The sequence below is a fragment of the Pseudoalteromonas sp. SR45-6 genome (assembly GCF_014163545.1).
Lineage (GTDB): Bacteria > Pseudomonadota > Gammaproteobacteria > Enterobacterales > Alteromonadaceae > Pseudoalteromonas > Pseudoalteromonas rhizosphaerae.
The window spans coordinates 1-7,479 of record NZ_JACJDM010000092.1; the positions used below are offsets into that span (position 1 = coordinate 1).

8 protein-coding genes are annotated in these 7,479 nt (G+C 42.4%); all 8 read left to right on the top strand.

The window, feature by feature from the left end; genetic code table 11:
• Window positions 1-113: 113 nt before the first annotated feature.
• The 8 genes from iscR to H5158_RS21755 all read left to right on the top strand — a co-directional run bounded on the left by iscR (window position 114) and on the right by H5158_RS21755 (window position 7,351).
• Window positions 114-605, top strand: a complete 492-nt coding sequence (gene iscR / locus H5158_RS21720) for a Fe-S cluster assembly transcriptional regulator IscR (protein WP_145236527.1) — start codon at window positions 114-116, stop codon at window positions 603-605.
• 23 nt (window positions 606-628) lie between these two features.
• Window positions 629-1,846, top strand: coding sequence for an IscS subfamily cysteine desulfurase (locus H5158_RS21725; protein WP_149980538.1), 1,218 nt, complete (start codon window positions 629-631; stop codon window positions 1,844-1,846).
• 40 nt (window positions 1,847-1,886) lie between these two features.
• Window positions 1,887-2,270, top strand: coding sequence for a Fe-S cluster assembly scaffold IscU (gene iscU, locus H5158_RS21730; RefSeq protein ID WP_145236533.1), 384 nt, complete (start codon window positions 1,887-1,889; stop codon window positions 2,268-2,270).
• A gap of 10 nt (window positions 2,271-2,280) precedes the next feature.
• Window positions 2,281-2,604, top strand: a complete 324-nt coding sequence (iscA, locus tag H5158_RS21735; protein ID WP_145236536.1) for an iron-sulfur cluster assembly protein IscA — start codon at window positions 2,281-2,283, stop codon at window positions 2,602-2,604.
• Window positions 2,605-2,696: 92 nt separating this feature from the next.
• Window positions 2,697-3,224, top strand: a complete 528-nt coding sequence (gene hscB / locus H5158_RS21740) for a co-chaperone HscB (RefSeq protein ID WP_182719621.1) — start codon at window positions 2,697-2,699, stop codon at window positions 3,222-3,224.
• 51 nt (window positions 3,225-3,275) lie between these two features.
• Window positions 3,276-5,138 (top strand): Fe-S protein assembly chaperone HscA, encoded by a 1,863-nt coding sequence (gene hscA / locus H5158_RS21745; RefSeq protein WP_145236544.1) that lies wholly within the window; start codon window positions 3,276-3,278, stop codon window positions 5,136-5,138.
• An 11-nt stretch (window positions 5,139-5,149) separates the two neighbouring features.
• Window positions 5,150-5,488 (top strand): ISC system 2Fe-2S type ferredoxin, encoded by a 339-nt coding sequence (gene fdx / locus H5158_RS21750; RefSeq protein WP_145236547.1) that lies wholly within the window; start codon window positions 5,150-5,152, stop codon window positions 5,486-5,488.
• A 435-nt stretch (window positions 5,489-5,923) separates the two neighbouring features.
• Window positions 5,924-7,351 (top strand): NAD-dependent succinate-semialdehyde dehydrogenase, encoded by a 1,428-nt coding sequence (locus H5158_RS21755; RefSeq protein WP_182740888.1) that lies wholly within the window; start codon window positions 5,924-5,926, stop codon window positions 7,349-7,351.
• Window positions 7,352-7,479: the final 128 nt, after the last annotated feature.

Consider the following 7,479-nt stretch of genomic DNA (forward strand, 5'->3'; position numbering starts at 1 on the left):
CTAGAACCTAGAACCTAGAACCTAGAACCTAGAACCTAGAACCTAGACTTTATTTAATACTTGACTATTTTACTCTGGTAATTAAAATTTGCACTCTTTAGTGCGGGGGCTCCATGAAGTTAACATCAAAAGGCAGGTATGCCGTCACAGCGATGCTGGATGTTGCGCTACATACAAATGTAGGGCCAGTTCCCCTTGCTGATATTTCAGAACGACAAGAAATTTCTTTGTCGTATCTAGAGCAGTTATTTGCCCGGTTACGTAAAAGTGGTTTAGTCAGCTCAGTGCGTGGACCTGGTGGTGGTTATTTACTCGGTCGAGAAACGCATGCAATTTCGGTTGGTGATGTGATCAACGCCGTTGATGAATCAATAGATGCAACCCGATGCCATGGTGCAACGGGCGGCTGTCAAAGCGGTATGCGGTGTTTAACTCACACCTTATGGTCTGATCTAAGTACCAGAATAGAAGACTTTTTAAACGGTATTACCCTTGCTGAATTGGTGGAAAAGTCAGATGTGAAGGAAGTTTCATCTCGCCAAGATAACAGCGTTAATAATGCACTCAAGCAATTGGAAAATATTCAAGTAAGCTGCCAACTATAAGTTGGCGTCCAGCGGAGAAAGAAATGAAGTTACCGATTTATTTAGATTACGCAGCAACCACGCCAGTTGACGAGCGTGTAGCAAAAGAAATGATGCAATGCCTAACAATGGATGGCAATTTTGGTAACCCTGCATCACGTTCACACCGTTTTGGTTGGCAAGCTGAAGAAGCGATTGATCAAGCTCGTACTGATATCGCAGATTTAATTAACGCAGACCCACGTGAAATCGTTTTCACTTCGGGTGCGACAGAATCAAACAACCTTGCAATTAAAGGCGCAGCACAGTTTTATAAAAAGAAAGGTAAGCACGTTATTACCGCTAAAACTGAGCATAAAGCAGTGATCGACACCTGTCGTGAGCTAGAGCGTCAAGGGTTTGAAGTAACCTATATGGACGTTGAAGAAAACGGCCTACTTGATTTACAAAAATTAGCCGACACAATGCGCGATGACACAGTGTTAGTGAGCATTATGCATGTAAACAACGAGCTAGGTGTAATTCAAGATATCGCGACTATTGGCGAAATGTGTCGCGAACGTAAAATCATGTTCCACGTTGATGCTGCACAAAGTGCCGGTAAAGTTTTAATCGACGTGCAACAGCTTAAAGTTGATTTTATGTCTTTCTCAGCGCACAAAGTATATGGCCCGAAAGGTATCGGTGCATTGTATGTTCGCCGTAAACCGCGTGCTCGTTTAGAAGCACAAATGCATGGTGGTGGTCATGAGCGTGGAATGCGCTCTGGTACGCTAGCGACTCACCAGTTGGTTGGTATGGGTGCTGCATTTAGAATTGCCAAACAAGATTTCGAAAAAGATCATGCTCACATCAGCGCGCTTCGTAAGCGTTTAATTGATGGCATTATGGCTGATATGGATGAAGTGTACTTTAACGGTACGCCGGACCAATCAGTACCAGGAATAATTAACATCAGCTTTAACTTTGTTGAAGGTGAGTCGTTATTGATGGCTGTTAAAGATATTGCTGTATCATCAGGTTCTGCCTGTACTTCAGCAAGTTTAGAGCCTTCTTATGTATTACGTGCGCTTGGCCGCAACGATGAATTAGCACACAGCTCAATTCGTTTTAGTATTGGTCGTTTTACCACCGAAGAAGAGATTGATTATACCGTCAATTTAATGAAAAACTCTATCGGTCGCTTACGTGAGATGTCTCCTCTTTGGGAAATGCATCAAGAGGGTGTTGATTTAGATTCAGTTGAATGGGCTCATCATTAATTGACGAGCACATCCACTAGCAGGTAATGAGGATAGAATTATGGCGTATAGTGATAAAGTAATCGATCATGTTGAAAACCCACGTAACGTAGGTGTATTAGACAAAAATGATCCATCAGTAGCAACGGGTATGGTTGGCGCACCAGCATGTGGTGACGTAATGAAGCTGCAAATTAAAGTATCAGCTGCAGGCATAATTGAAGATGCTAAATTCAAAACATACGGTTGTGGTAGCGCAATTGCTTCATCGTCACTTGTAACAGAGTGGGTTAAAGGCAAGACATTAGATGAAGCTGCAATGATCAAAAACACTGATATCAGTGCTGAGCTTGAATTGCCTCCAGTGAAAATTCACTGTTCAATTTTAGCTGAAGATGCAATTCAAGCAGCAATTGCAGATTACAAAAGTAAACAAGCGAAGTAAGAGATAAATCATGGCAGTGACATTGACAGAAGCGGCAGTAAACCGCGTAGAATCATTTTTAGCAAATCGCGGAAAAGGCTTAGGCCTGCGCGTAGGCATTAAAACGACGGGCTGTTCAGGTCTTGCATATGTTCTTGAGTTTGTTGACGAGTTATCTGAAGGCGACGAAGTATTTGAATCTAAAGGGGTTAAAGTAATCGTCGACGCTAAAAGCTTAGTTTATATTGATGGCACCGAGCTTGATTACACTAAAGAAGGTTTGAACGAAGGGTTTAAATTTATTAACCCAAATCAAGCTGATGAGTGTGGTTGTGGCGAAAGTTTCACAGTATAAACAATAAAGTGATTGTACTCTTAAGCCCTGCACCTGTAGGGCTTTGTTCTATCTGAATTTTAAGCCAATAGATTGTTGGCATGGTTGGAATTATGCGCTATTTTGAATTGTTTGCGATACCCGTTGATTACAATGTAGATTTGGCAAAAGTAACTAAGAATTACCTCGAACTCCAGCGTGCCGTTCACCCAGATCGCCATGCCAATGCCAGCAGCCGTGATAAGTTATTAGCCGTACAAAATACCGCAGAAATTAATGATGCCTTACAAATTTTAAAGCATCCGGTAAAACGCGCAGAATACATGCTGAGTGAATTGGGTGTTGATATTCGTGCCGAGCAGCAAACACTACAAGATCCACTGTTTTTAATGCAGCAAATGGAATTACGTGAAGAGCTTGAAGAGCTAAGCACAAGCGATGATCCAGACACAGCGATTGCTCAGTTCGAGAAGCAAATAAAACAACTAGACACTCAATACAGTGCGCAACTTGCTGAGCAATTGGCAAGTAATGACGAGCAGCAATGGCAGTTAGCCGCTGATAGCATTCGAAAATTAAAGTTCGTGTATAAATTACGAGATGAATTAGAGCGTATTGAAGACAGTTTATTCGACGATTAATTATCTAACTTACTGCACCATTGGTAAGTCAAACAAGAGTTAAAGATCATTATGGCATTATTGCAGATTGCTGAGCCGGGGCAGAGCGCGGCACCACATGAACATAAGTTAGCAATTGGTATTGACCTTGGTACTACCAACTCACTTGTTGCGACAGTACAAAGTGGCGAAGCCCGTACATTAACCGATGTTAATGGCGCAGCCATGTTACCGTCTGTTGTACGTTACGCCGCTGATGGTATAACAGTAGGCGAACTTGCCGCTCAAGCTGCAACACAAGATCCTGTGAATACTTTAATTTCAGTTAAACGTTTTTTAGGTAAAACTCAAGCTGAAATAGAGCAAAGCTACGGCCAATTACCGTATGATTTTTGTCAGCATGATGGCGCATTAGCGATTACCACCGCGGCTGGCAACATCAGCCCAATCACCGCATCAAGCGATATTTTAAAAGCATTAAAGCAACGCGCCGAAGAAAGCTTTGCAGGGCAAGATATTTTAGGTGCCGTGATCACAGTACCTGCTTATTTTGATGATGCACAGCGCCAAAGCACCAAAGATGCCGCAGAGCTTGCTGGTATTAATGTACTGCGTTTATTAAACGAGCCAACTGCAGCCGCAGTTGCTTATGGCTTGGATTCAGGCCAAGAAGGCATTATCGCAGTTTATGATTTAGGCGGCGGTACCTTTGATATTTCAATCTTGCGTTTAAACCAAGGTGTATTTGAAGTACTGGCAACCGGTGGTGATTCAAGCCTAGGTGGCGATGATTTTGACTCATTATTAGTGGATCATTTTAAACGTGAAACCGGTGTGATGACGCTATCTCCATCAGTATTACGCTTATTTATTAATAAAGCTAAAGCTTGTAAAGAAGCACTAAGCCAATATGCTAAAGTGAATGTTGGTCTTGAGTTTGATGATGAAAAATACACGGTTGAAGTCACTCGCGAAAAGTTTGAAGAACTAGCCATGGTGCTGGTGAAAAAAACACTCCGTTCGTGTCGCCGTGCAGTTAAAGATGCTGGCATTACAAATGACGAAGTACTGCAAGTAGTTATGGTCGGCGGTTCAACCCGTATGCCAATCGTACGCAACCAAGTCGCTGAATTTTTTAATAAAGAGCCGCTTACCTCTATTGATCCGGACCGTGTCGTTGCACTTGGTGCAGCATTACAAGCGGATGTGTTAGTGGGCAACAAACCTGATTCAGACATGTTGTTACTTGATGTATTACCACTGTCGCTTGGCCTTGAGACTATGGGCGGCTTAGTGGAAAAGATTATTCCGCGTAATACCACTATACCTGTAGCACGAGCACAAGAGTTTACCACTTTTAAAGATGGTCAAACTGCAATGTCTCTGCATGTATTGCAAGGTGAACGAGAGCTAGTTGATGATTGCCGTTCATTGGCTAAATTTAGCTTAAAAGGTATTCCACCAATGGCAGCCGGTGCGGCGCATATTCGTGTGACCTTTAAAGTCGATGCCGATGGCTTACTTAGCGTATCTGCAATGGAAAAATCAACTGGCGTACAAGCTGAAATCCAGGTTAAACCATCGTTTGGTTTGTCAGATGACCAAGTAGCTAATATGCTTAAAGAGTCGATGACTAATGCCAAAGATGATATGCAAGCGCGTATGCTCAAAGAGCAACAAGTTGAAGCATTGCGTGTTATCGAAGCACTTTATGCATCATTAGCAACAGACAGTGCTTTACTTGCTGAACATGAATTAACTAACTTGAACGCTGAAATAGCGAAGCTAGTTACAGTTCGTGAGACAGCTACCGAGCCAAATCAAATAAAAGCAGCCATTGAGAAAGTTGATAACGCCAGCAGTAAATTTGCTGAGTTAAGAATGGATGCATCGATCAAAAAAGCACTGCAAGGGCAGTCAGTAGACAACGTTTAAAAGAGGTTAGAATGCCACAAATTATTTTTCTTCCCCATCCGGAATTATGTCCTGACGGCGCTGCAATTGATGCACCAAGTGGTGAAACAGTTCTTAATGTTGCACTTAAAAACGGTATCAGTATTCCACATGCTTGTGAAAAGTCATGTGCGTGTACCACTTGTCATTTAGTTATTCGTGAAGGTTTTGACTCACTTGATGAAAGCGACGAGCTTGAAGACGACATGCTAGATAAAGCATGGGGTTTAGAGCCTGAATCACGCCTAGGTTGCCAAGCAATAATCCGTGATGAAGACTTAATAGTTGAAATACCGAAGTACAATCTCAATATCGTTAATGAAGAGCATTGATTTAAAGCGCAGCTATAAGTTGTAAGCCTTAAGCTTTAAAGAAAACACCGCGCTCAATTTGAACGCGGTGTTTTTGTTTATAAAGGTGGAAAATTGCGCGAGGTAAACTTGCGCCTACGGGTTTGGCATCAATGTTTGAATTTGCGTAGGAGCCTGCTTTAGCCGCGAAAGATTTAAGTGATTTATTCACAAAGAGGTTAAGAGAGTGCTGTGCTTTAGAGATAAGTGAAGGGTATGTCTTCTCATTTACGCTCACGCGGCTACGGGTTTGGCATCAATGTTTGAATTTGCGTAGGCGCGGCTTTATGCCGCGCGGTTGTATTGAGATGTTAGATTTTAGGTGGAGCTAGTCTTTGCCTTTAACCTCGTACCTTTCACTTATCAGTGGTGAACATAACATTGGCTATATGCCGTAATAATTGCTTTGGAGGTTTTATGAATAATCTACTATTTAACGACTCTTTCATTAACGGTGGGTTTTACTCCACTGAAAAACACTTTAGTGTTGATGATCCCGCTACACAGCAAAGCATCATCATGGTAAGTGATATCGATGATGATGGGGTTCATAAAGCCATCAACGCCGCTCACGGCGCATTTATTAAACTCAAAGCCACCAATGCCACAACGCGTAGTAATGTATTAATGCGTTGGTTTGAACTGGTTATGCAGCATAAACAAACCCTTGCTGAATTAATGACTAAAGAGCAAGGTAAACCATTAAAAGAAGCCCTTGGTGAAGTTGAATATGGGGCTGGGTTTATTAAGTGGTTCGCAGAGCAAGCCAAACGTAGCTATGGTGATGTGATCCCCGCCACTGATGACAATCATCGTTTAACTAGTTTTAAACAGCCTATTGGCGTGGTTGCAGGCATAACTCCTTGGAATTTTCCAATTGCTATGGTTACCCGTAAAGTTGCACCAGCCTATGCCGCTGGGTGTAGCTTTGTACTAAAACCTTCGGAACATACACCTTTATGTGCTTTAGCATTAGCTTATTTGGCTGACCAAGCCGGTTTTGAAAAAGGCGCTTTTAATGTATTGCTCTCTGAAAACGCTAAAATGGTGGGTGAGTTACTAACTGAATCTGAACTTGTTCGTAAGTTCACTTTTACCGGTTCAACGGGCGTAGGTAAGCAATTACTTGCACAATGTGCCCCTACTATTAAGCGTACTTCAATGGAACTTGGTGGTAACGCGCCGTTTATTATTTTTGATAATGCCGATTTGGATGAAGCGGTAACGGGACTTATGGGGGCAAAATTTAGAAATGGCGGGCAAACTTGCGTCGCGGCTAACCGTATTTTTGTACAGCGTAGCGTGCTTGATCAAGTTGTTGATAAATTAGCTAAAAAAGTTACAGCACTGAAAGTCGGTAATGGGCTTGATGACGCAACAGATATAGGGCCGTTGATTTATCCTAAAGCTAAGCAAAAAGTACAAGAGTTGGTTGCAGATGCCAAAGCAAAAGGTGCGGTACAAATAGGTGATAATGTTGAGCTTGGTGGTAACTATCAAGCACCGCTTATTTTAAATGGGGTAACTGCGGAGATGGACATTTACCATCAAGAAGTTTTTGGCCCGGTGGTGAGTATCATTGTATTTGATGAAGAGCCTGAAGTTTTAGCACTGGCCAACGATGTGCCTTATGGTTTAGCTGCTTATTTTTATAGCCAAGATTTGAAACAAATATACCGAGTGAGCGAAGCGTTAGAGTACGGCATGGTAGGTATTAACGAAGGGTTAATATCAAACCCCGTGGCACCGTTCGGTGGGGTTAAGCAGTCAGGTCTTGGTCGCGAAGGTGGCCACCAAGGGCTCGACGAGTACCTCGAAGAAAAATATGTGTGTATGAAAATTTAGCTTTAGAGCGGTAAGCTATAAGTTTTAAGCTGTCCGAGTGCTTTTTAAGTGTTGACATAATAATTTGCAACGCTCAAATTTTTGGCTTACCGCTTACCGCTTACCGCTTACCGCTTACCGCTTACCGC